Origin of the sequence: Bradyrhizobium tropiciagri (assembly GCF_018130545.1) — a bacterium.
Lineage (GTDB): Bacteria > Pseudomonadota > Alphaproteobacteria > Rhizobiales > Xanthobacteraceae > Bradyrhizobium > Bradyrhizobium tropiciagri_A.
In genome coordinates, this window is the sequence record NZ_JAFCKF010000003.1 from 229,487 (window position 1) to 250,971 (window position 21,485).

A 21,485-nucleotide genomic window follows, 5' to 3' on the forward strand; every position below is an offset into this window, starting at 1 on the left:
CAATTTTGCGCGATGGTTAGTTGGCGTTAGAGACCATGACAATTGCATGAAAATGCAACCCGGCCGGACGTCAACGCGCCACGACCTCGACCTCGCCGTCGACGCCGTTGACGACGTTGAACGGACGCTCGAACACCTTGCCCTCGTTCTTGGCAATCGCGCGATACTCGCCTTCGGACAGCACGACGCGCGGGAACGCGCCGATCGATTCCTTGATCACGTCGCCGCCCGGCGTGATCACCGACCACGCGGTGTTGGCGAGCGCCTCGCCGCCCTTCTCGCTGACGAGCTTGAGCGTGATGACCGCAGCCCGATGCGTGACGGTCACGTCGGTGAGCTTGCCCGCCGCGACGCGAATGTCGGAACGCACCACCGAGTTGGCGTCACCGTAGTTGGAGACGATATAGTAGGTGCCCTCGGGCAGCAGCGCGACGTCGCCGGCGGAGACGTTGGGCACCAACGGGCCGCGGTCCGAGCCGTCGAACTGGCTGCCCTTGTAGATCGCGAACGAAATCTGGTTGGCCGGTATCTTGCTCGAGCCGACCCGGCCCTCGATCCGCAGGCCACCTGCCGGCAGCACGAAGGACTCGCGATCGGTCTCCGACTTCAGGCTGACGGCGCGCACCGCGCTGACGAGACCGAGCGCGACATGGACCACGTAATTGCCGGGCGGCAGCACGAGGTTGGGCGTTGCGCCGCGCTCCTCCCGGATCAGCTTGTAGGTGCCGTTGTCGTCAGGCTTGTCGGCGAACACCCGCCAGACCAGCCCGGCATTGATGACCGGCAGGTCCTTGCCGTACCGCGCCGTCAGCGCCAGCACCGCCTGTCCGGCGGTCGGGGACCCGGCCGGCGGGGTCACCGGGGGCACGGTCGCAATCGAGGGCTGGACGATGGTCGGCTGGTTCAGCGGACCGGGCAGAACCGGCCCGGAACCGGCCCCGGACGGCGGCGCCAGATTGAGCGCCGGGCCGGTCGGTACCTCCGGCACCGACGCGGGTGGGATCGGCGGCGGCCGGTCGCTGAAGAACTGCGCCGATACGGAATTGGGGATCAGGGCGAGCAAAAAAGCCGCAAGCGTCAATAGCGGAAGGAGCCGCGTGCCCCGCCCGCATCCGCCGATGCCGTTGCCCCTCGAAGTCATCCCCATGCTTTTCAACGAAAACGCGGCAAATTCAAGCCTTCGTCCGAGGGGCGTCCAAGGGTTTTGTCACAGTCCGGGCGGCGCAAAGCCCCGGTTTGGAACCGCTCGATCAAGCCGATGTTAGCCCTGATGTCGCGGTCCAGTCACATTCCCTGCCTACCGCGGACGACCCGGGGCATGAATCATGCCTGTCGGGACTAACCATGAAGACGGACGACGCTGGCGCAGCCATGCAGTGCAGCCTAGTCTCGCGCTGGCAGGAGATTTGTCGTGTTGGATAGCTGGATGGGCCGAGGCCACAAGAGCTCCGACGGCCCCGACAAGGTAGGACTGGGACCGGTTCGCCGGCCGGTAATCGGGCTGGCGCTCGGCGGCGGCGCCGCGCGGGGCTTTGCCCATATCGGCATCATCAAGACCCTGCTCGCCCATGGCATCGTCCCCAATGTCGTCGTCGGCACCTCGATCGGCTCGGTGGTCGGCGGCGCTTATGCGGCCGGCCATATTGAAACGCTGGAGAAATGGGCCCGCGGCCTGCAGCCGCGCAGCGTGCTCGGCTATCTCGACATCCGCCTCAACGGTTCCGGCCTGATCGGCGGCACCAAGCTGGCCGCCGAGATCGAGGCGGCGCTGGGAAAATCCATGATCGAGGACCTCCCGATCAAGTTTGCGAGCGTCGCAACCGAGGTCCGCACCGGCCACGAGATCTGGTTGACCCAGGGCCCGCTGGTCGACGCCATGCGCGCCTCCTACGCCCTGCCCGGCATCTTCGCGCCGGTGCTGATCGGCGACCGCTGGCTGGTCGATGGCGCGCTGGTCAACCCGGTGCCGGTCTCAGCTGCGCGCGCGCTCGGCGCCGAGATCGTCATTGCGGCCAACCTCTCCAGCGACGTGTTCGCGCACTCGACCACGATCTACAATCACGGCGCGGTGCCGACGCCTGAGGTAACGGTCGCGGTGACCGCCGAGCCAGAGGTGGAGTCGGAGCCGCCGAAGCGCCGCTTTGGTCGGTTCTTCTCGGCCGAACGCACCGTGAAGCGGGAGTTCTTCGGCAGCGCCACCCGGCCCGGCATCTCCAGCGTCATGGTCGACGCCTTCAACATCATGCAGGACCGCATCACCCGCGCCCGTCTCGCCGGCGACCCGCCCGACATGCTGATCTCGCCGCGGGTCGGCCAGATCGGCTGGTTCGACTTCCACCGCGCCGACGACCTGATCGCGCACGGCATCCGCGCCGCCGAACGCGCCATCGGCGCGATCGAGGAAGCGATCGAGGTCCTGGCGCCGCCGTCGAGCGGCGCCGGCAGCACCGGGAAATAATCTCAGGCGGTCTTGATGTAGTCGCGCAGCGCTTCCTGCTCGCGCTCATATTCCTGCACGCGACTCTTGACGATGTCTCCGATCGAGATCAGCCCGACCACCTTGCCGTCCTCGAGCACGGGCAGATGGCGGAACTTGCCTGTCGTCATCATCTCCATGATGGCGCTGACCGTATCGGACTGACGGCAGCTCACGACCTTCTTGGTCATCACAGAGCTCACCGGTTCGTCCAGCGCGCCCGCGCCGCGCTCTGAGAGCACGCGCACGATGTCGCGCTCCGACAGGATGCCTTCCATCCGGCCCTGCTCCATCACCAGCACCGCGCCGATCTTGCGCTCGCCGAGCAGCTTGACCGCCGCCGACAGCTTCGCGCCGGGCGCGACGCTCATGACCTGATGGCCCTTTGCATCGAGAATGGAACGTACCGTCATTGTCGCCTCCCTGAATCCGCTCGCGCCCCGCCTCGACGGGATCGCGCCTGTTCGCCAGAGTCTTCAATCAACAGTTCCGCGCCGATTTCGGTTCCGGGGCGCGGTCAGTAGCTGGGCTCGATTTGTCGGCCCGCTTTGTTTCTGCGTCGCAAAGATGATGGAGGAATTCGAACCGAGCCGCAAGCGGCGATCAGACGCGCCCCGACTGATCCACCGACGACGCATCTGCAGCATCGTCTCGCGCGCGCGGGATCGGATCGAACAGCGAGAACAGCAACAGCCCGGCGAGGAAGCCGCCGATATGGGCCTGCCAGGCGACGACCGTATCCTCGCCACCGAGCGACAGCGACGTGGCACCGAACAGGATGTTGACGCCGAACCAGATCGCGAGGAAGGCGAGCACCCGTCCGTTGCGCAGCGCCCGCCACAGCGACAGCGCTGGCACCCTGGCGGCCGCTTCGGCATCGCCGCGGCTGAACGACAGGAAGCTGCCCTTCACGAAGGCGAAGCGGATCGCTGCTGCCATCGTGCCCGACACCGACGCCGATGCACCGATCATCGGCGCGATCGCGTGCTCATGGGTCAGCAGATGCGCAAGCGCACCGGCCGCCGCCGTCACCGCCATGAAGACAAAGAAGCGCACCGCGCCGAAGCGCCGCGCCAGCGCACTGCCGAACGGCAGCAGCCACAGCACGTTGAAGCCGATGTGGGTGAGGTTGGCGTGCAGCAGCGAATAGGTGACGAAGGTCCAGACCTTGGCGCCGTCCCCGCCCGGGAAGGTGACGTCGAGCAGCGTCGAATCGTAGCGCTTCGGGATGAAGCCGAACACGTCGATGGTCCAGTTCTCCATCTCCGGCGGCAGCAGCACCCGCAGATGGATCACCGCGAGCAGCAGGATGTAGGCGGTGAGCGCCGGCGGAAGGGTCAGGATCGGCTCACGCGGCGCCTCGGGCGGCGGCGCGAGCGGGGATTCGGGATGGGAGTCCAAGGGGTCGGCGACCTCGAATGCGGCTGTGAAACCAGAGATAGGCGGCTTTCACACCCCTGTGCAAGTGCACAGTCCCGAAATCGGACATTGCCGGTCGCGCAGCGCCAGGATCGGGACAATAGGCCAGACAAAAGAAAAGGGAGGGTGCTGAGAATTTCCCCCTGCTATTGTTCCCGCTTATGAATTTTGGAAAACGTGGCGTCCAAAAACGACTGAAAACGACAGAACAAATCAGCATTTGGAAAACACGCTAGGGCGTAACCCGGTGCGCGCAGGCATGTAAGACACACCTGACCCTGCGGCGCAGCCTTCCTGTCCAAAGCCTTCTGCCAGTCCTTCACATCGTCCTCGTACCAGGCAATGCGCCGCGGTGCGATCTCACGCGACTTAGGGAACCGGCCTTCGTCCATTTCCCGGTAAAGCGTGCGTCGGCTGAAAGGCACGACCGCCAGCACCTGCCTGACGCTGAGCATCTAGCGAGGGGCTGCTGTCACGGTGTTTGCGTCAGGACGCTCGCCTGAGCAGCGTCGAGAAGATGAGGCGCGCCCCCGAATCAGCAGGCGTCATCTTCCTCGAGGAAGGTCAGTCGATTGATGGCGGGCCTGGCGTGCGGCTGGCAAAGTAGCTGTGACGATCGCATCCACCCTCTCAAGCCACGAGCATTTTCAACTTCACGATGACGTGGGCCCGGTAAATGGCGAATTCCATAGCCTGAAGATACAGATATTGTCCGGCGATCTTGCGGTCGGTTTTGCTGGAGACTTCGGCGCGGCCTACAAGGCGATTATAGATCTGGCTGCAGCTCTGGCTAAAGGCCCAAGTCTTGATTCCGTCGAATGGTTGCGGATGCGCAACCTTGAACACGTGGATTTCCTTGTGTTGTGCAACAGCACCGCGGCCAAAAAGCTGCATGTGATTGAGGACGGCAAGGTTCGAAGAGCCACCAATGCGCACATCGGTGACTCGATGGGATGGAAGCGCTTTCTGAAACTCAAGAAGCCTTACGAAGGCCCCGATACTAGAGTTTCGATTGCTGCAGACGGAACAGAACAGACAGACGCAGTGACGGACGGGGAGAAGGAATTTGATATTGTCTCAAACTATGGAGGCGCTTTCCCGCGACACCGTTGGCCGAAAGCAGTCAACATTCGGCGCAATTAGCGGATGCATTATATGAGTCGCAGACGCACGAATTTCGCGAAACCTGGAATATCTTGGAATGAATCTGGTCGGGGGAACATGGTAGACAGGACGAGCGGAAGGGTTAGCTTCACAGAAATAGCCGTTTAGGTCTTTTCGGAAGCGTCCTCCTGAATGTAGACCGAGCCGCCGTGCCCGTACAAAAAGCTGGATTGACCTCGCGCGAAAGTTGAGACAATTCAGAATCGCGACGAATTTGTGGCGTGGGATGGGGGGCTTTCCCGATGGATACTTTCACGATTTTTACTGTTGCGGCCATCGCAGTTTATGGATACGGCACCTTGACCACATTCGGGGCTTTTTCCCGCGCCGGCCGCATCGGCATCAAACAGATCGTTGGCTCTTGTCTTTGGCCCATTTGGTGGCTGCACGCGCTTGGACTTTCCGGCGTCCTCGATGCCTTTACTAGAGCGCTGGACGCGGGCCTCAACTCTATCGGTCGCATGTTGGGCACCGTCCTGGATGCCATTGTCAAAGCGTTAAGCGCTGTCTCGGATGCAATCGAAACTATCTCATACGGAACTGAAGGCAGGCGCATAATATCGCTCGCGCTTGGCCTTTTCGCGTGCGGTCACTTCCTTGCAAGCAGTTGGAACGCGTGCAGCGGCGTAGCCTGCACTGGCGTTGCCGTTAAGAGCGTTGCGATGCTCTTTTCTCCTGTCAGCGTTGGCTATCTGACGTGGCTCATCTCGCAGTACGCCGTGGGATAGGCAGGCGCGGAATGCATGGTATTATGGGGCGGGGCCGGTCGATTGCGGATGCAGACTATCGCCGCGACATCGATGGCCTGCGTGCCGTCGCCGTGCTGTCGGTGCTTGTGTTCCATTACGGGCTGTCGTTGCCCCCGAGTTGGCGGCTGCTGACCGGCGGGTTCACTGGTGTTGACGTCTTCTTCGTGATCTCAGGCTTTCTGATCACTTCGATCCTTGCGAAAGAGATCGACCAAGGCCGCTTTTCCATTCTCGGCTTCTACGATCGGCGCGTTAGGCGGATCCTGCCGGCGCTGCTCGTCATGCTGGGGGTGACGCTCATTGCCGGCAACCTGCTGTTGATGCCTGGCGACTACGTCAGCCTCGCCAACAGCGCAGCCGCAGCCGCCTTCGGAACGTCGAACTTCTACTTCCTCAATCACACCGGCTATTTCGATCGGTCCGCCGACCTGTTGCCACTGCTGCATACCTGGTCGCTGGGTGTCGAAGAACAGTTTTATGTCGTGTGGCCGATCCTGCTTGCGGTCATCGTCAGACGTGGCAAGCGCAACGATACCGCGGCGATCATCATAGCGCTCGCGATGATTGGTTTTGCCGTTGGCGCGATCTACTTCGCGGACGAGCCCAAGACTGCTTTCTACTTTCCTGTGACGCGGGCGTGGGAGCTCTCGCTTGGCGCGCTGCTAGCCTTCCTGCCCCGGCTGCGCGGCAAGGGCGCTGAGCTTGCGACCGTCGCCGGCCTCGCCCTGATCATCACCGGTTTCGTTGTGATCAGCGAAGAGACGTTTACGAGCGCAGCGGCGCTGTTGCCTTGCGTTGGTGCTGCGCTCGTCATCTGGCCCCGTGAGACAGCAGTTCGCTCTGCGCGATGTCTCGGCCTCCTCGCCCCGTTCGGCCTGATCTCTTATAGCCTGTACCTCTGGCACTGGCCGGTGTGGGTGCTGTACCGCGTCTACATAAACAGCGGAGAACCGCGGATCCGGGAAGCGATTGCGCTCACTCTCGTCTCGATCGCGCTTGCCGCCTTGTCCTATCGCTACATAGAGCAGCCGTTCCGCCGCCCTCGCCCCGACGCATCGAAGACCGTCCTTGCCGGACTCGTTGCCGCGCTCATGATCTTCTGCGGCGGCATGTATGTCGACAGCGCCGACGGCTTTCCGAAACGCATCACGTCCGACATCGAGGATTTGCGCAGCCTCGAGGTCATGTGGGAATGGCCGTGTCCGGCATTTAAGTTCGTGCCCCAGCTCAACAACACCTATTGTACGTTCGGACAGCCGTGGGCGACGGCCAAGTCGAAAGCTCTCCTCTGGGGCGACAGTCACGCTGAGCATTTCGCGCCGCTGGTGCAATCCGCCATTCCGAATTACGGGACGCTGCTCTTTGCCTCCTGCCCCGCAATGTTCAACCAGCATATCTACCGCAACTTTGCCGGACTGCCGAATTACCGCGAACAGTGCGCCGATCAGAGGCAGCGTGCCATCAAACTCCTTCACGATGACCCGTCGATCAACCTCGTCATCCTGGCGTCCGCTTGGGCGTACTTTCCAGAGATAACGGAGCAGGACGGCACGCTCGGCAATAAGACGGGGATCGAGCTCGATACAGCCGGTCTTGAAGATCTGATCCAGCAGGCCTCGAGCCCCGGGCGCAGGTTCGTGATCTTTGGGATGATACCGCAATTCATCCGCGATCCCATTCCCTGCGCTACGCTAGGCGCAACTGGCCTTTTGCGGCGACAATGCGCTCCCGACAAAGTCGAACAGCAGCGGCTGCAGACGTTTTCGATTCCGACCGACAACATGTTTCGGGACATCGCGCATCGGAATCCGAACGTCACCGTCGTGATCCCGCACGACGCGCTGTGCGGCGTTGCGGGATGCAAGACGTGGTTGAACAACGAATTCCTGTACCGGGACGCCGGCCACATTCGCCGCAACCTCAAACCAGAGGTACTGCGAGACCTTGTCGCCCTCTTCGGCTTGCCTGCTGCACTTAATACGGAGGCAACTTCGGTTGCACGAGACTAGATGAACCTTTAGCAGCGCGCAAAAACGAATGGCACAGCGCGCACAAACGAAACGCCCCTTTTTTGCCAGTACCAGGACTCTCACCTGCGCCGATGACGCGAGGTGGGCTGATACCGCAACTTGTGCGCTTGCTCGGTAAGGTTGCAGCGCGGTATGGTCGCCGGTACAAACTGGAACCGAGCGGAAATATGGGGACACTTCGATTTTTGCTGGCGCTTTGCGTCGTCGTCACCCACGCGCGCGGCGCGACGTTTTTCAGCCATCAGCTTCTCAACGCAATTACCGCGGTCCAAGCCTTTTATGTGATCTCCGGCTTTCTGATCACTATGGTGCTCGACACCCGCGCCGGGTACCGAAGCGTTCGCCAGTTCTATCTCAGTAGGTATCTGCGGCTGTGGCCGGCCTATGCGGTGGTGGCGCTCCTGACACTCGTGGTGTTCAAGGGTTCCACAATCGTCGCCGGCGTCACGAACCTCGATGCCGCGGGCGCTCTGTTCGTGATCGTGAGCAACGCTACAATCTTCTTCCAGGACCTCTTTCTTTTCTTCGCGATTAGCCCGGACGGCTCTCTCTTCCCGACCACACATTTCGGCACCGAGCCGGGACCCCAGCTGAACGGCCTGATGCTCGTGCCTCAGATGTGGAGCGTCGGTGTCGAGCTCATATTCTACGCGATCGCTCCATTCGTTTGCCGTTCCCCCGTCAGGCTGATCGCGCTGCTCTGCATCGGGTTGGCGACCCGCCTTGCTATCGGCTACTGGTCCCCGCCGGCTCTCGATCCGTGGTTCTATCGCTTTGCGCCTGCGGAAATGACCATGTTCGCTGCTGGCGGACTAGCTTACTTCGCCGGCAAGGGACTGCACTTTGTCCCTGCGCGCGTACTGAAGACTGTCGGGATCGTCTGCCTTGCAGCGGTGGCGTTCGTCGTCATCGTACCGCCAGCGGAGGTCTATGGGTTCTCGCAAACGCTGTTCCTGCTCAATCCCAGGATGATCCTTATAATCATTGCCGCGTGCCCGATGCTATTCATGGCTTTTCGAGACTCCCGGCTCGACAGCATGATCGGCGAGCTGAGTTATCCAATGTACTTGTCTCACCTCTTCGTTGCGGAGACGATGGTCCGCTACAGCCCATCGCTGATGACGCCCGACAACTTCGCCTATGTCTGTGCAACAGTGCTTTTCAGCGCTGCGCTGTTGTGGCTGGTCATCTTGCCAATCGATCGCTACCGTCGGCGGTTCGGAGCACGACTGCCCGCGGCCCCTTCGATCAATTTGGCCCAAGAATATCCGGCGGCCAAACTGCTTTGAGTGCTTCTGGCGACTTCGCCGCGCCAGGCTGGGGACTCTTGGTGACGTCCCGCAGCGCCCGTTTTCTTGCGGCGATTGACTGCTTACGCGCGACGTCGCCAGCCTCGTCCGCGCGCTGATACTCAACGTCTAGGGCGGCAAGTCGCGGCGCGCGCCACGCGCATTCTGCTCCTGAAGATCGCGCGGCACTTTTCCATGTTGTGTACAATCGCTCCGCCGCTCTGCTGCCACGCATCAAAAAACGTTTGATCTTGCGGGATGGCCTCTAGGTCGATGACCGTTGGTGACACAGCATCCAATGGGATGTCTTTTCCCAATGCGCGATCTATGGTGCGCTGCTCAGAACAATCCACTTCGTCGTCTTGCGAAGTGACTGGATAACAGATGCTGACGCCACCGTCCGCACGCTGGCGCGTGACGACATAGTCGGCCCCGGAATAACTAAGCATGGGCTGCGCGTCACCTTCGCGGCGGAGATCAAGCGTGTCACCGGCGCCAACGATGATCAGGTTGCCGCCGCCCTTGGCGACCGCGACGTCAGGACGGGCCGGCAATACACTCGGCATGTCGAACAGGAGGCGCGGATCATCAAGGTGTTCTTCGGCCAGTACTTGAAGCCGAAAGCCGGCGTCTCCGAGGCCGCCCTAGTCGAGCACATCACCGCCCGTGTGATGGAAACGATCCGCGACGCGCGAACAGGAACGGAACAAGATTTAGAAAACGGTACGGCCCAGGCTTTCCAAAACTAGAAAATTGCTAGCAAATACAAACCCTTAAAAGAAAAGGGAGGGTGCTGAGAACACCCTCCCTGATCGGTCGGTCTTGTCATGCCCCAGAGGGATCGGGAGACCATCCCCACCCCTCCCCGCACGATGACCAAACTGTTTGACGCCACCTGTGTACCAACCCCGCCGGCGCTTGGGGCAGCCGGCGAACGGGAACGCCGCAACCCTATGCGGGCCCGTCGCGGACGCCAAGGACATAGTTAAATTTACGTTAACAACACAAAGCTGCCGATAAGCCGCCCAAACCGCGGCCACGGCATGGACGCTGCACAGCCTTCCCTGCACAACAGAGAAGGGAAGGCGCCTGAGCAAAACCGGGACAGATGTGTCCCGCCGAGACAGGCGCCGGGCAAGGTTCGTTAGATGAAACACAGCTCCAGCCGCGAATACTTCGCTTATTGGAATGCGAAGCGTGGTACCGCGCGTGCACCCGACAGGAGTGAGTTCGAGCCGTCCGCGGTGCGCGAGCTGCTGTCCGACATCTTCGTGCTGTCCTATGACGGCGAGACCCGCTTCCCGTTCCGCGTCGCCGGCACCCGCACCTCCGCCCTGCTCGGCCGCGACCTCAAGAACCAGAGCTTTTCCGCGCTGTTCACCGGCGAGAGCCGCGGCGAGATCGAGGACATCATCACCTGCGTCGTCGAAGAGACCCTGCCGGCCATCGCCGGCATCACCGCCACGACCGAGGCCGGTGCCAAGGCGCATCTTGAACTGCTGCTGCTGCCGTTCACCGCCCGCGTCCATATGCCGGCAAGCCTGACCGGCCTGCTCGCCCCGTTCGAGGACGACGTCACGAGGCTGCGCGACCTGGTGCTGACCTCGTGGCGCTACCTGCATCCCCAGGAGCGGTTTGTGCCGCGCACCCTGCGCAAGCTCGCGATCGCGCGCGGCCTGATGGTCTACGAAGGGCTGCGCTAGCCGCCCTCCTCGCCCATCGTGCCATGGGATGACCGGTGCCGATCGCTTGCACCGCGCCCCGCGGAACTCTATTAGCTGTCTTGCCGCCACAGCGGGCGTGACCCGCTCAATGCAGCTGCGGCGGGGCTCGGCATGTTTCGAAATTCGATCAAGCAGAAGATCGTTGGCATTGCCGCGGGACTGATCGTCCTCGCGGTGATCACCTCGCTGCTGTCCATGGTGATGGCGGGTCAGGTCGGCCATCTCCTCGACGAGCTCACCAACCGCTACATCCCCGCCTACGGCCACCTCGCCCGCGTCAACATCCGCTCGCTGGAGCGGTCGCTGGCGATGCGCCGGATGATGATGGCGAAGATGCAGGCGCCGGGCGAAGACGGCGGCTACGCGGCAGCGCGCAAGACGTTCGACGAGATCGAGCCGACGATCAAGCGCGAGGCCGAGGCCGCGCGCGTGCAGATCGATGCGATCATCGCCGATCCCTCGACGCCATCAGACAATGCCGCGCTCGGGCGCCTCGATGACCGCATCGACAATGCCGTCAACGACTTGCTGATGCGCCTGAACGCGGAGAACAAGACGCTGCTCGAGCAGCTCGATGCCCAGGAGTTTGCCGCCGCGAAAGCGACCACGCTCCGCGCCGACGCCCTGCGCGACGATTTCAATAACCGGATCGAGAGCATCCGGACCGACATGCTGGCGCAGGTCGCGTCTGCCGCGGCCAAGGTGATGAGCGCCCAGCAGCGGGCGATCATCATCTCCGGCGTCGTCACCGCGATTGCCGCGATCCTCGGCTTCGTGTTCGCGATGCTGGTCGGCAGCGGCATCACCCGCCCGGTGATGCGCCTGCTCGAGAGCACCCGCGAGGTCGAGGCCGGCCGGCTCGATGGCGCCATCGCCATCACGACCCAGGACGAAATCGGACAGCTCTCCGCCGCCTTCAACCGCATGATCGAGACGCTGCGCCACAACCAGCGCATCCGCGAGACCTTCGGCCGCTATATCAATCCACGGATCGCCGAAGGCCTGCTCGAGCAGCCGGCCATCGCCGCCACCGAAGGGCAGCGCCGCGTCATGACGGTGATGTTCTGCGACATGAAGGGCTTCACCCACCTGAGCGAAGGCGTGACCCCGAGCGGCCTCGTCAAGATCATGAACCTCTATCTGTCGACGATGTCCGCGCCGGTCCATGCGCATCGCGGCATCATCGACAAATACATCGGCGACGCCATCATGGCCTATTGGGGCGCCCCGTTCGTCGAGGAGGCCGAGCAGACCCATCTGGCGGCGCTTGCCGCCATCGACATGGTCGGCCAGGTCAACAAGCTGCGCAAGGATCTGCCCGAACTGCTCGGCGTGCGCGCGATCCCCGCCGACTGCGACATCCGGATCGGGATCGCGACCGGCGAGGCGCTGGTCGGCAGCATCGGCTCCGAATTCATGATGAGCTACACCGTGCTCGGCGACACCGTGAACCTCGCCTCGCGGCTGGAAGGCGCCAACAAGTTCTACGGCAGCCGCTGCCTGATCTCGGAAGCCACCGCAGCGGCCTGCGCCGCGACCATCGAGCTGCGCGAGATCGATCGCCTGGTCGTAATGGGGCAGAGCCTGCCGGTCGCCGTGTTCGAGATCATCGGCAAGAAGGACGAGCTGACACCAGCGCAGACCGAGCTGCGGCAGCACTATGCGGACGGCCTCGCCGCCTATCGCGCACAGCGCTGGGACGACGCCGATCAAGCCTTCACCGCGGCGCTGGGTGTAGCGCCGGGCGACGGCCCGTCGACCGCAATGAAGGCGCGCGTCGCGAGCTTCAGGCAGCATCCGCCGGCTGCGGATTGGGACGGCGCCTGGCACCTGGAGTATAAGTAGCGGCACAACCCGCTAGTGAGGACGGAAGCCGTTGGCGCCATAGTCGCATAATCTGCGTACAAATCACGATCGAGACCGCCATGCCCGAGCTGATCAATATTGGTGCCCTGCAACTCAAATTCCTGCAGAGCAAGGAAACCACCGGCGGCAGCATCGACCTGTTCGAGATGACGCTGCAACCGAACGCGCGGATGCCGATCCCGCACTATCACGAGAGCTGGGACGAAACGATCTACGGGCTGTCGGGCGTCTCGACCTGGCGGATCGCCGGCAAGGATATCGACCTCGGTGCCGGCGAGACGTTGTTCATCAAGCGCGGTATCGTGCACAGCTTCACCAACCGCTCGGACGGTCCCGCGAGCTGTCTCTGCATGCTGAGCCCCGGCGCACTCGGACCAAAATACTTCAAGGAGATGGCAGCGCTGCTCGCCTGCGGCGCGCCCGATCCCGCCAAGATGAAGGAAGTCATGCTGCGCTACGGGCTGGTGCCTGTGGCGTCTTGAGGCCGTCAGGCGGTCAATGTCATGAATTGTGCAGGCAGGCTCAGCCGGTTCGGTCGATATCGGAGAGATCCGTTTTCATCATCGATCATCCTCGTCTCCGCGCATACGGATCGACATTAAGGATTTGATGGACGTGGCCTCGTTTCCGTTCTCCCCCGTGGGGTGCCATCAATCGGCGGCCAATAGGGCTGCGGCGACGTGCCGTCCACGACATAACAATGCTGCACTTGCGAACAAACCTGAAGCCCGGTTCTGACTGGCGAAATGACATCGATTAGGAACCAAAGTTCCGCGAAAGTCATATACTGGATGGCCGCGGCGCGTTGCCGTGGGTCGCTTTTGAGCTCGTGGATGCCGCAAGAGAGTTGATCGGCTCGCCGTCAACCTGGTCGAGCCTCGTCGCTGGCGCGACATTGGTGATGGATCGCAGAGCTCCAGCGCGTTTTTGAAACCACGGAGCGATGGCGGTGGCGAGCGCAACATCAGCAGGAGCCCGGCTTCCTCCGAGGAGGAAACGTGAATCGACATATCAGACGTACAGAATGGAGCTGGTGGTACCTGCTCCTTCTCATTCAATTCTTCGCAGTGCTCTGGCCGCCATTCTACAACAGGATCGAGCCATCCTGGATCGGCATGCCATTCTTCTACTGGTATCAACTTCTTTGGATCATCATCGGAGCCGTCCTGACTGCGATCGTCTACTTTGCAACCGAGGACTAAAGCATGATCCGGAAAAGCGTGAAGCGTTCTCCGTTGCGACAAACGCGGAATGCGTTTGCGCGGAGGTCATGCTCAACAAGGAGCTGCAGCGCTATCACGATTTAACGCAATCACATCGAGCTGCGCACCGAAACAATGTCGGGCCGGACTGCCGAAGTGAGGAGAAAGCGACGAGATAACGCGGAGGGCTAACCGGAGGGTGCCGTGCAGAACGTGAACTGGACCGCCTTCATCATTTTCGCGGTGCTGTTTGTCTTCATCACCTGGCTGGGCTTTGCCGCGGCCCGCTGGCGCCAGGGAGACCTCGACCTCTTGCATGAATGGGGGCTCGGAGGACGTCGTTTCGGTACCATCGTCACCTGGTTCCTGATCGGCGGCGACCTCTACACGGCTTACACGTTCATTGCCGTTCCGGCACTCGCCTTCGGGGCCGGCGCAATTGCGTTTTTCGCAGTCCCCTACACGATCGTCGCCTACCCCATTCTCTTCCTGGCATTTCCGCGACTGTGGTACGTTTGTCACAAGCACAATTACATCACCGCCGCCGACTTCGTGCGCGGGCGCTTCGGCAACCGCTGGCTCGCGCTGGCAGTCGCGGTGACCGGCATCGTGGCGACGATGCCGTACATCGCGTTGCAACTTGTCGGGCTGCAGGTCGTGATCGGAGGCTTGGGCATTTCGGGAGAGGGTTACGCCGGGGACCTGCCGCTCGTCATCGCTTTCATCATACTCGCAGCCTTCACTTACTCGAGCGGGCTACGAGCCCCCGCCTCGATCGCCATCGTCAAGGACATCCTCATCTATGTGACCGCATTCGCTGCGGTCGTCGTCGTGCCGATCCAACTGGGCGGCTTTGAGAAGATCTTTGCGGCCGTACCGGCCTCGAAGCTGCTGCTGGCTGCTCCCGGCGCCAACACGACTGGCGCATATGGGGCTTACGCGACACTGGCACTGGGATCGGCGCTTGCGCTCTTCCTCTATCCGCACTCGATCACCGGGATCTTCGCTGCAAGCAGCGGTCGCGCGATCCGTCGCAACGCCGCACTGCTGCCGGGCTATTCGTTCATGCTCGGTCTGCTCGCGCTCATCGGCTTCTTCGCCATCGCCGCAGGCGTCAGCGACCTTCCCGAATATGCTGCCGGCTTCAAGCAATTCGGCAACAACTTTGCAGTGCCGGCACTGTTCCTCCATAGCTTCCCCTCATGGTTCGTGGGGATCGCATTCGCGGCCGTCGGGATCGGAGCACTCGTCCCGGCGGCGATCATGTCGATTGCCGCGGCCAATCTCTATACGCGCAACATTCATCGCGAGTTCATCAATCGACAGCCGACCGACCGGCAAGAAGCGCAGATGGCAAAGTGGGTATCGCTGATTGTCAAATTTGGCGCGCTGGTCTTTATCATCTTCCTGCCGTCCAAGTTTGCGATTTACCTGCAGCTCCTCGGTGGCATCTGGATCATCCAGACGCTGCCCTCGGTGTTGCTGGGCGTGTATACCCGCTGGTTCAATGATTGGGCATTGCTGATCGGTTGGGCCGCCGGAATCGCCACTGGCACCACGATGTTCATCGCTGCGAAACTTGCCCCGACCTATGCGCTTGCGATCGGCACCTTCACCTTCCCAGGCTATGCGGCGTTTTACGCAGTGATCGTCAACCTGGGTCTGACAGTTGTCCTCACCCTGCTGCTCACCTCACTGGGCGCCGGCTCGACCGACGAAACCGCCGCAACCGAATATCATGCGCCGTCGCCGACGGCGTGATCCGCGGCGACACGACTCCCGGCCAGCGCCCGGCCGAGGGCATGCCGCGCAACTAACACGAATGTTAGATTCTGACTGCCCGCTCCAGGACCGTGACACCGCGTGTGCAACACGCGGCGGCGCCGCCCGCGCCAGACGGGCAGCGCGATTGCCAGATTCTTTCCCGCAACATTTTTCTTGAAGAATGGGGAATGCCACGCGTCACGCGGAGTTGTTGGTTCAGGTCAACGGCTGTCCTCGGAGGTGCGCATGATCAAGTCACCGATGAAGCTCGTAACGCTTGCGGCATTCCTGATGGTGCCGCTCACCCTGTTCCCCTCGCAATCAACCATGGCCGCCGGAGGCGGCGGTGGCGGAGGCGGTGGAGACCCCTACGGGTCGAGCTACGGCACGCCCGCGCCGTCCTATCCTCAGGAAAAGGACAAGAAGACCACGCAGAAGGCCAAGAAACCGGCCAGGCAGTCCAGCTTCGAGGATCCTGCATTCCGCGAGGGCTATCGCGCGGCCTATGCAACGATCTACGAGCGCAACGACTTCGCCGCCGCGATCGAGCAATTGCACGCGCTCGGCAACGACGACCATCCGAACGTCGCCAATCTGATCGGCTACTCCTACCGCAAGCTCGGCGACTACAAGCAGTCGCAAATCTGGTACGAGCGCGCGCTGAAGGCTGATCCGAACCATGTGCTGACGTGGAATTATTACGGCCTGTGGCAGATCGAACAGGGCAACCGCGATGCTGCGCAGTATCATCTGAGCCGGATCGCCGAGATTTGTGGCACTGACTGCGCGGAGTATCGCACCCTGGCGGAGGCACTGGAGAAGCCGCCGGGAACGAATCTCGTCTATTGAGCGCGCAATGTAGCCCGCATGAGCGGAACGACATGCGGGGTGGAACGACCCCGGATATCGCTCCGCTCATCCGGGCTACGCGCCTATGCTTTTGAGCCGCACTGGTCGCATGTCCGCTTTTGCGGGAGTTTTGCCGAGGCCGTGCCCTGACGGCGACACCGCAAAAAACCAATTCGATGCGTTGGGTCCCCATTGTCATCTGTTTGTCATGAATTGTGCCGACACGTCAGCGCCGGACCAGTTCGGGGACACGCATGGACTATTTCAAACGCTTCAACTTCCTGTTCGCAGCGCCGGTTTTCGAGGCCGACGACCTGGAAGGCATCAGATTCAACCAGATCATCACCGAAATCGAGCGCTCCGGCTTCGAGGTGGTCCGCGCCCGCAAGCTGGAAGACGCCGAGATCGCGGTGCAGACCGATGCCGCGATCGGCTGCATGGTGGTCGACTGGGGCAAGAAGGGTCTCGAGGGCAAAACCGCGGCGCTGATCAACCTGATGCGCCGGCGGGGGCTGGACTTCCCGATCCTCCTGCTGATCCGGCGCAAGCGGTTCGAGGACCTGCCGGTCGAGGTGCTCGATTTCATCGACGGCTATGTGTTCCTCTCCGAGGAAACCCCGTCCTTCATCGCCAAGAACCTGATCTCCAGGCTGAAGCAATATGCCGAGAACCTGAAGACGCCATTCTTCGGCGCGCTGGTCGACTATGCCGAGGAAGGCAACCAGCTCTGGACCTGCCCGGGCCACAATGGCGGCGTGTTCTACAGCCGCAGCCCGATCGGCCGGGTGTTCGTCGAGCATCTCGGCGAAGCCGTGTTCCGCGACGACCTCGACAATTCCGTGCTCGACCTCGGCGACCTCCTGACCCATGAGGGGCCGGCGCTGCGGGCGCAGAAGGAAGCGGCAAAGATTTTCGGCGCCGAGAAGACCTATTTCGTGCTCAACGGCACCTCGACCTCGAACAAGGTCGCGCTGGGATCGCTGGTCACCGACGGCGACCTCGTGCTGTTCGACCGCAACAACCACAAGGCCGCCCATCACGGCGCGCTTTTGATCGGCGGCGGCATCCCGGTCTATGTGCCGACCGTGCGCAACGCCTGGGGCCTGATCGGCCCGATGCGCTGGGACCTGCTCGATGAGGGCACGCTGCGCGACCACATCCGCAAGCACCCGCTGGTCAGGGACGAGAACGCCTGGAAGAAGGAGCGCCCGTTCCGCGTCGCCGTGGTCGAGCAGTGCACCTATGACGGCACCATCCACTCGGCCGAGATGATCCTGAAGCGGATCGGCCATCTCTGCGACTACATCCTGTTCGACGAGGCCTGGGCCGGCTTCATGAAATTCCACCCGATCTATGCCGGCCGCTTCGCGATGGGGCTTTCCAATCTCGGCCCGGAGGCGCCCGGCATCATAGCCACCCAATCGACCCACAAGCAGCTCGCAAGCTTCTCGCAGGCCTCGCAGATCCACATCCGCGACCGCCACATCAAGGGCCAGAAGCGCCGGGTCGAGCACCGCCGCTTCAACGAAAGCTTCATGCAGCACGCCTCGACCTCGCCGTTCTATCCCATCTTCGCCTCGCTCGACGTCGGCGCCCAGATGATGAAGGGCCGCTCCGGCGAGGTGCTGTGGGACGATACGATCCGGCTCGGCATCGAGCTGCGCAAGAAGATCCGCGCGGTGAAGCGCGAGTTTGAGGAGAAGGAGACGCGCGCGGAGCGGCGCTGGTTCTTCGAGCCGTTCGTGCCGGACCGGGTGAAGATCCCCGACGTCGCCCGCGAAGGCGGCGTCCACAATGTCGCGTGGGAGACGATCTCGACCGATCAGCTCGCGACCAATCCGTCCTACTGGCAGCTCAGTCCGGGCGAGACCTGGCACGGCTTCCCCGAGCTGACGGAAGGCTTCGCGATGACCGACCCGAACAAGCTCACTCTGCTGACACCGGGCTTCGATCACGCCACCGGCGCCTATGCCGATCACGGCATCCCCGCGCCGGTCGTCGCGCAATATCTGCGCGAGAACCAGATCGTCGCCGAGAAGAACGACCTCAACTCCCTGCTGTTCCTGCTGACGCCCGGTGTCGAGGCCAGCAAGGCCGGCACGCTGGTGTCGGGGCTCGTCGCCTTCAAGAAGCTGCACGACGACAACGCGCTGGTCGAGGACGTCATCCCGGAATTCTTCCGCCGCCGGCCGCAACGCTACACCGGAGTGCGGCTACGCGACCTCTGCGGCGACATGCACCGCTTCTTCCGCGACGGCGGCGTCAGCACGCTGCAGGCCAAGCAATTCCTGCCCGAGCATTTGCCCGAGATCGCGATGTCGCCGCGCCAGGCGGCGCAATATCTGATCCGCAACGACGTCGACTATCTGCCGATCGACCAGATCTTCGGCCGCATCGCCGCGACGCCGTTCGTGGTCTATCCGCCTGGGATTGCCACCATCGTGCCCGGCGAGCGGCTGTCGGAACGCAGCAAGCCGATGATCGATTATCTCAAGATGTTCGAGGCGAGCTTCAATGCCTTCCCCGGCTTCGAGGTCGAGGTGCAGGGCATCTACAAGGAGATCGACGACGCCGGCCGGGTCCGCTTCTACACCTATGTCGTGTCCGAATAGACGAACGGACGCTGCACAATGGAGAATGATCACAAGATCACCGTCCGCGCCTCGCGTGACAGCGACGTCGATGCGATGCTGTCGATCTACCGCCACCACATCCGCCACGGCATCGAGGAGAGCGTCGACGACAGCGGTACGCCGGAGCCCGACGATTTGCGCGACCGCCGCAAGAACCTGCGCAGCACCCGCCTGCCGCACCTGGTCGCGATGTGCGACGGCGAGGTGGTGGGCTACGCCTATGTCGTCCAGTTCCGCAAGCGCCCGGCCTATCGCTACACGGTGAAGCACTCGATCTATATTCACCACCGCTTCACCGGCAAGGGCGTCGGCGGCAAGCTGCTGCAGGAACTGGTCGACACCTGCGCGGCCGCCGGATTCCGGCAGATGATCGGCTATATCGACAGCGACAATGCCGCCTCGCTCGCGCTGCACGACCGCTTCGGCTTCGCCCGCGTCGGTCATCTACCGGGTGTCGCCTATCGCTACGGCCGCTGGTCCGACACCGTGATGGTGCAACGCTCGCTCGCCGCCGGCTCGACCGCCCCGCCCCCGCCCGCGCCGCTGTCGCGGCGGTGATGGGAGACCACACCATCCGCCGTCGTCCCTGCGAAAGCAGGGACCCATACTCCGCGGCGGATGTGGCGAATGGGACTCGTCGTTCGACTTCGCGCAACGATGATCATTCGTGGTTATGGGTCCCTGCTTTCGCAGGAACGACATCGAATATGTTGCACGGCCCGGAGTCACACTTCCGCATTCTCGCGATCGCCCACCCTACTCCAGCGTGAAGCCGACCCGCAGCGTCACCTGGTAATGCGCGACCTTGCCGCCCTCGATATGGCCTCGGGTCTGCACCACCTCGAACCATTTCATCTCCCGGATCGTCTTCGAGGCGCGGCTCACCGCGTTCTCGATCGCCGCCTCGATGCTCTTGTCCGATGATCCAACCAGTTCGAGGATCTTGTAGACGTGATCCTTGTCGTGCGTCGTGGGCATGTCGAACCTCCTCTGTGGATGCGCGATCCGGACCGGCTGCCGTCAAGCAGACAAATGCTGCGCGGCAACACACCGATTGATTTGAATCAACGTATCGCGGCGCGTTTGGTGCCAGCCTCTGCACCTGCCTTTGTCCGCGCCTTGACCTATGGTAGCATAATCTGGTCAAGCATTCGGGAGCGATACGATGTCGACAGCGTCCAGCTCACCCGCCACCCCTCCTCACAGCCTCGGATCCGGGCTTGCCCACCTTCGCGCCAAGTGGGGCTGGATCGTCGCCCTCGGCGTGATCTACCTGATCGCCGGCGTGCTCGCCTTCGGCAGCGTCTTGTTCGCCACCGTCGTCAGCGTGCTGTTTGTCGGCGCCATGATGATCGTCGCCGGCGTTGCCGAGATCATCAACGCCTTCCAGTTCAAGACCTGGGGCAAGTTCCTGTTCTGGCTGCTGCTCGGCGCGCTCTATGTGGTCGCGGGCTTCATCACCTTCGAGAACCCGCTGCTCGCCGCGGCGACGCTGACGCTGTTCCTCGGCATCGCCCTCGTCGTCTCCGGCATCGTCCGCGTCTTCCTTGCTTTCAGCATGACGTCGGAAGCGCCGTGGGGAATGGTTGCGATCTCAGGCCTGATCACGCTGGTGCTGGGCGCCATGATCCTGGCGCACTGGCCGGTGTCGAGCCTCTACGTGCTCGGCATCTTCCTCAGCGTCGATCTGATCTGCGCCGGCGTGAGCTGGATCAGCATGGGTATGGCGCTCAAGCGCAGGGCGTAAACTCGGACGGCGCCGGCCGAACAGCCGGCGCGCTGCCTACTCCCCGACGCGGCATGCGGCGCGAGCCGCAGCGCCTTCACGTTGTCGTGTGCCGATCGCCAAATCGCGATTTCCTTCTCGAACCCACTTCCATCAGGCCCCGTCCAATTTGCGAGCGGGCCATTCCGGTATCGCCGAACCGAAGGATGGAATTTCCTATGTCGATACGATCGAGATTTTCATCAGCAGCTTTGTTCACCGCAGCGACTACCACCACGCTCGCGGCAACAGCGGTGCTCGCCACATCCATCGCCACCACGGCACTGACGACCACCGCAGCCCATGCATTTCAGCCGCGCATCGTTCCGCCCTGCAGCTTCGTCCTATTCACGGAAGGATGCGGGCAGCCTGTGGCACAAGCCGATTTCGGCCGAGCCCGCAACCGCGACACCTCGCCGGCCTACATGAAGCAATCCGACCCGCGCTACAATCAGAGCCTGCTGAACGCAGGCGGTGGTGGTGGCGGAGGCGGCGGTGGCGGTGGCGGCGGCCGCTAGCGAGCGCGAGCCAGAGGCCGACTGATCGTTCGACCTC

The 21,485-nt window shown here is 62.5% G+C and carries 22 protein-coding genes; 16 read left to right on the plus strand and 6 right to left on the minus strand.

The window, feature by feature from the left end; translation table 11 throughout:
* Positions 1–70 precede the first annotated feature (70 nt).
* Positions 71–1,141 (minus strand): hypothetical protein, encoded by a 1,071-nt coding sequence (locus JQ616_RS13755; RefSeq protein ID WP_212015171.1) that lies wholly within the window; start codon positions 1,139–1,141, stop codon positions 71–73.
* 270 nt (positions 1,142–1,411) lie between these two features.
* Here JQ616_RS13755 and JQ616_RS13760 point away from each other — a divergent pair, with 270 nt between their 5' ends.
* Positions 1,412–2,458 (plus strand): patatin-like phospholipase family protein, encoded by a 1,047-nt coding sequence (locus JQ616_RS13760; RefSeq protein WP_349629990.1) that lies wholly within the window; start codon positions 1,412–1,414, stop codon positions 2,456–2,458.
* A gap of 2 nt (positions 2,459–2,460) precedes the next feature.
* On the opposite strand, the gene JQ616_RS13765 is transcribed toward JQ616_RS13760, so the two are convergent.
* The 3 genes from JQ616_RS13765 to JQ616_RS13775 all read right to left on the minus strand — a co-directional run bounded on the left by JQ616_RS13765 (position 2,461) and on the right by JQ616_RS13775 (position 4,350).
* Positions 2,461–2,889, minus strand: coding sequence for a CBS domain-containing protein (locus JQ616_RS13765; protein ID WP_212015173.1), 429 nt, complete (start codon positions 2,887–2,889; stop codon positions 2,461–2,463).
* A gap of 190 nt (positions 2,890–3,079) precedes the next feature.
* Positions 3,080–3,877, minus strand: a complete 798-nt coding sequence (locus JQ616_RS13770) for a rhomboid family intramembrane serine protease (RefSeq protein ID WP_212015174.1) — start codon at positions 3,875–3,877, stop codon at positions 3,080–3,082.
* 164 nt (positions 3,878–4,041) lie between these two features.
* Positions 4,042–4,350 carry a helix-turn-helix transcriptional regulator gene (locus JQ616_RS13775; RefSeq protein WP_212015175.1) on the minus strand — a complete coding sequence of 103 codons (309 nt, stop codon included), beginning with the start codon at positions 4,348–4,350 and terminating at the stop codon, positions 4,042–4,044.
* A 154-nt stretch (positions 4,351–4,504) separates the two neighbouring features.
* On the opposite strand from JQ616_RS13775, the gene JQ616_RS13780 reads away from it, so the two are divergent.
* The 13 genes from JQ616_RS13780 (at position 4,505) to JQ616_RS13840 (ending at position 19,723) form a co-directional block, all read left to right on the plus strand.
* On the plus strand, positions 4,505–5,038 hold the full coding sequence (locus JQ616_RS13780; RefSeq protein WP_212015176.1) for a hypothetical protein: 534 nt from the start codon (positions 4,505–4,507) through the stop codon (positions 5,036–5,038).
* Positions 5,039–5,301: 263 nt separating this feature from the next.
* Positions 5,302–5,787 carry a hypothetical protein gene (locus JQ616_RS13785; protein ID WP_212015177.1) on the plus strand — a complete coding sequence of 162 codons (486 nt, stop codon included), beginning with the start codon at positions 5,302–5,304 and terminating at the stop codon, positions 5,785–5,787.
* An 11-nt stretch (positions 5,788–5,798) separates the two neighbouring features.
* On the plus strand, positions 5,799–7,817 hold the full coding sequence (locus JQ616_RS13790; RefSeq protein WP_249136766.1) for an acyltransferase family protein: 2,019 nt from the start codon (positions 5,799–5,801) through the stop codon (positions 7,815–7,817).
* A 188-nt stretch (positions 7,818–8,005) separates the two neighbouring features.
* A complete protein-coding gene (locus tag JQ616_RS13795; protein WP_212015178.1) occupies positions 8,006–9,127 on the plus strand; it encodes an acyltransferase family protein in 1,122 nt (373 codons plus the stop codon).
* A gap of 362 nt (positions 9,128–9,489) precedes the next feature.
* Positions 9,490–9,876 (plus strand): hypothetical protein, encoded by a 387-nt coding sequence (locus JQ616_RS13800; protein WP_212015179.1) that lies wholly within the window; start codon positions 9,490–9,492, stop codon positions 9,874–9,876.
* A 399-nt stretch (positions 9,877–10,275) separates the two neighbouring features.
* Positions 10,276–10,830 (plus strand): PAS domain-containing protein, encoded by a 555-nt coding sequence (locus JQ616_RS13805; protein ID WP_212015181.1) that lies wholly within the window; start codon positions 10,276–10,278, stop codon positions 10,828–10,830.
* 132 nt (positions 10,831–10,962) lie between these two features.
* Positions 10,963–12,696: an adenylate/guanylate cyclase domain-containing protein gene (locus JQ616_RS13810; RefSeq protein WP_212015183.1), complete on the plus strand. Its 1,734-nt coding sequence runs from the start codon at positions 10,963–10,965 to the stop codon at positions 12,694–12,696.
* A gap of 80 nt (positions 12,697–12,776) precedes the next feature.
* Positions 12,777–13,199, plus strand: a complete 423-nt coding sequence (locus tag JQ616_RS13815; protein WP_212015184.1) for a cupin domain-containing protein — start codon at positions 12,777–12,779, stop codon at positions 13,197–13,199.
* Between the two features lie 516 nt (positions 13,200–13,715).
* Positions 13,716–13,919: a DUF3311 domain-containing protein gene (locus JQ616_RS13820; protein WP_433995966.1), complete on the plus strand. Its 204-nt coding sequence runs from the start codon at positions 13,716–13,718 to the stop codon at positions 13,917–13,919.
* Between the two features lie 204 nt (positions 13,920–14,123).
* Entirely contained in the window at positions 14,124–15,680 is a 1,557-nt protein-coding gene (gene mctP / locus JQ616_RS13825) for a monocarboxylate uptake permease MctP (protein WP_349629991.1), read from the plus strand.
* A gap of 249 nt (positions 15,681–15,929) precedes the next feature.
* Positions 15,930–16,532 (plus strand): tetratricopeptide repeat protein, encoded by a 603-nt coding sequence (locus tag JQ616_RS13830; protein WP_433995967.1) that lies wholly within the window; start codon positions 15,930–15,932, stop codon positions 16,530–16,532.
* Between the two features lie 254 nt (positions 16,533–16,786).
* Complete coding sequence (locus JQ616_RS13835; protein ID WP_212015185.1) at positions 16,787–19,144, plus strand: Orn/Lys/Arg decarboxylase N-terminal domain-containing protein; 2,358 nt, start codon at positions 16,787–16,789, stop codon at positions 19,142–19,144.
* An 18-nt stretch (positions 19,145–19,162) separates the two neighbouring features.
* Positions 19,163–19,723, plus strand: coding sequence for a GNAT family N-acetyltransferase (locus JQ616_RS13840; protein ID WP_212015186.1), 561 nt, complete (start codon positions 19,163–19,165; stop codon positions 19,721–19,723).
* Between the two features lie 198 nt (positions 19,724–19,921).
* Here the strand turns inward: JQ616_RS13840 and JQ616_RS13845 are convergent, their stop codons facing one another.
* Complete coding sequence (locus JQ616_RS13845) at positions 19,922–20,143, minus strand: dodecin (RefSeq protein ID WP_021077690.1); 222 nt, start codon at positions 20,141–20,143, stop codon at positions 19,922–19,924.
* A gap of 187 nt (positions 20,144–20,330) precedes the next feature.
* Between JQ616_RS13845 and JQ616_RS13850 the strand changes: the two genes are divergently transcribed.
* Complete coding sequence (locus JQ616_RS13850) at positions 20,331–20,912, plus strand: HdeD family acid-resistance protein (protein WP_212015187.1); 582 nt, start codon at positions 20,331–20,333, stop codon at positions 20,910–20,912.
* A gap of 76 nt (positions 20,913–20,988) precedes the next feature.
* Here the strand turns inward: JQ616_RS13850 and JQ616_RS13855 are convergent, their stop codons facing one another.
* Positions 20,989–21,225 (minus strand): hypothetical protein, encoded by a 237-nt coding sequence (locus JQ616_RS13855; RefSeq protein WP_212015188.1) that lies wholly within the window; start codon positions 21,223–21,225, stop codon positions 20,989–20,991.
* A gap of 76 nt (positions 21,226–21,301) precedes the next feature.
* On the opposite strand from JQ616_RS13855, the gene JQ616_RS39780 reads away from it, so the two are divergent.
* On the plus strand, positions 21,302–21,448 hold the full coding sequence (locus tag JQ616_RS39780; RefSeq protein ID WP_212015189.1) for a hypothetical protein: 147 nt from the start codon (positions 21,302–21,304) through the stop codon (positions 21,446–21,448).
* Positions 21,449–21,485 lie beyond the last annotated feature (37 nt).

Coding starts and splice junctions, on each gene's coding strand:
- JQ616_RS13755 (WP_212015171.1), bottom strand. CDS start 1,141: ATGACTTCGAGGGGCAACGGCATCGGCGGATGCGGGCGGGGCACGCGG.
- JQ616_RS13850 (WP_212015187.1), top strand. CDS start 20,331: ATGTCGACAGCGTCCAGCTCACCCGCCACCCCTCCTCACAGCCTCGGA.
- JQ616_RS13840 (WP_212015186.1), top strand. CDS start 19,163: ATGGAGAATGATCACAAGATCACCGTCCGCGCCTCGCGTGACAGCGAC.
- JQ616_RS13805 (WP_212015181.1), top strand. CDS start 10,276: ATGAAACACAGCTCCAGCCGCGAATACTTCGCTTATTGGAATGCGAAG.
- JQ616_RS13790 (WP_249136766.1), top strand. CDS start 5,799: ATGCATGGTATTATGGGGCGGGGCCGGTCGATTGCGGATGCAGACTAT.
- JQ616_RS13765 (WP_212015173.1), bottom strand. CDS start 2,889: ATGACGGTACGTTCCATTCTCGATGCAAAGGGCCATCAGGTCATGAGC.
- JQ616_RS13775 (WP_212015175.1), bottom strand. CDS start 4,350: ATGCTCAGCGTCAGGCAGGTGCTGGCGGTCGTGCCTTTCAGCCGACGC.
- JQ616_RS13830 (WP_433995967.1), top strand. CDS start 15,930: ATGATCAAGTCACCGATGAAGCTCGTAACGCTTGCGGCATTCCTGATG.
- JQ616_RS13835 (WP_212015185.1), top strand. CDS start 16,787: ATGGACTATTTCAAACGCTTCAACTTCCTGTTCGCAGCGCCGGTTTTC.
- JQ616_RS13810 (WP_212015183.1), top strand. CDS start 10,963: ATGTTTCGAAATTCGATCAAGCAGAAGATCGTTGGCATTGCCGCGGGA.
- JQ616_RS13815 (WP_212015184.1), top strand. CDS start 12,777: ATGCCCGAGCTGATCAATATTGGTGCCCTGCAACTCAAATTCCTGCAG.
- JQ616_RS13795 (WP_212015178.1), top strand. CDS start 8,006: ATGGGGACACTTCGATTTTTGCTGGCGCTTTGCGTCGTCGTCACCCAC.
- JQ616_RS13845 (WP_021077690.1), bottom strand. CDS start 20,143: ATGCCCACGACGCACGACAAGGATCACGTCTACAAGATCCTCGAACTG.
- JQ616_RS13785 (WP_212015177.1), top strand. CDS start 5,302: ATGGATACTTTCACGATTTTTACTGTTGCGGCCATCGCAGTTTATGGA.